The organism is Micromonospora echinofusca, from assembly GCF_017614955.1.
Lineage (GTDB): Bacteria > Actinomycetota > Actinomycetes > Mycobacteriales > Micromonosporaceae > Micromonospora > Micromonospora echinofusca_A.
Map to the genome: position 1 here is coordinate 1 of NZ_WVUH01000667.1, position 1,122 is coordinate 1,122.

Here is a 1,122-nt window from a genome sequence, read left to right on the forward strand (position 1 = left end):
GGGGTGGGCGGGCAGGACGTGGTGTTCGTGCCGTACGAGGACGGACCGGCCGGCCCGTTCGACTCGATCGCCTATCTCGACCGGCTGCTCACCGATCCGTCCTCCGGGGTCGAGCTGCCCGCAGCGGTGATCGTCGAGCCGATGCAGATGGAGGGCGGCGTGTACCCGGCCACGGCCGACTGGCTGCGCCGCCTGCGGGCGCTGACCGAACGGCACGGCATCCTGCTGATCTGCGACGAGATCCAGTCCGGTTGCGGGCGCACCGGCACCTTCTTCTGCTTCGAGCACGCCGGCATCACCCCGGACGTGGTGACGGTCGCCAAGTCCATCGGTGGGCTGGGTCTGCCCCTCGCCCTGACCCTGTTCCGCCGGGAACTGGACGTCTGGGCGCCCGGCGAGCACACCGGCACCTTCCGGGGCAACCAGCTCGCCTTCGTCGCCGCCACCGCCGCCTGTCAGCTGTGGGGGCAGGAGCAGTTCCGCACCGGTCTCGCAGTGGCCGTACGCCGGCTGGCGCGGTTCCGCGACGACCTGGCGGCCACGGTGCCGGGCCTGGTCCTGCGCGGCCGGGGGATGGCCCTCGGTGTCGACCTCGGGGCGGTCGGCGGAGCGGAACGGGCCGAGCGGGTGCAGCGGTACGCCTTCGCCAACGGGGTCATCGTCGAACTCTGCGGCCGGTACGACGAGGTGGTGAAGGTCCTGCCGCCGCTGACCATCGACATCGTCCGGCTCGACCGGGGTCTCGCGGTGCTGCGGGACGCGCTGCTGGCCGGTTGACCGGCGCGGCCCGACTGTCTGTCCATCCACCGGCGTAAACGCCGCACGGAAATGTCGGAAGGTGTGTTCGCAATGTCCGAGGGCGTTTTCCTGGCCAGCGGCGAATGGCGGTTGTGGGATCAGTTCGCGTTGCGGGGGCCGGGTTTTCCGGCGGGTGGTGTGTTGCGTCTGGCGCCGGTGGGGTTGGCGGAGGCGGCGGACAGGTTTGGTGTGGGGGAGGTGTTGTCGGGTGTGGAGTGGTCGGTTTTCGAGGAGGTGTTCGGTTCTGCTGCGGTGGTGACGGCGGGGGTGTTGCAGGAGGTTGCGGGGTTGTCGTCGTTTCGGGCGGCGGTGGCGTGGCAGAAC

1 protein-coding gene and 1 pseudogene are annotated in these 1,122 nt (G+C 70.7%); both read left to right on the forward strand.

Annotated features, from left to right (window positions below):
* Positions 1 to 777 (forward strand): aminotransferase class III-fold pyridoxal phosphate-dependent enzyme (locus GSF22_RS33740; protein ID WP_208817938.1); only part of this gene is annotated, 777 nt, incomplete at its 5' end.
* A 72-nt stretch (positions 778 to 849) separates the two neighbouring features.
* Positions 850 to 1,122, forward strand: a pseudogene (locus tag GSF22_RS33745) (lantibiotic dehydratase); the annotation flags it as partial.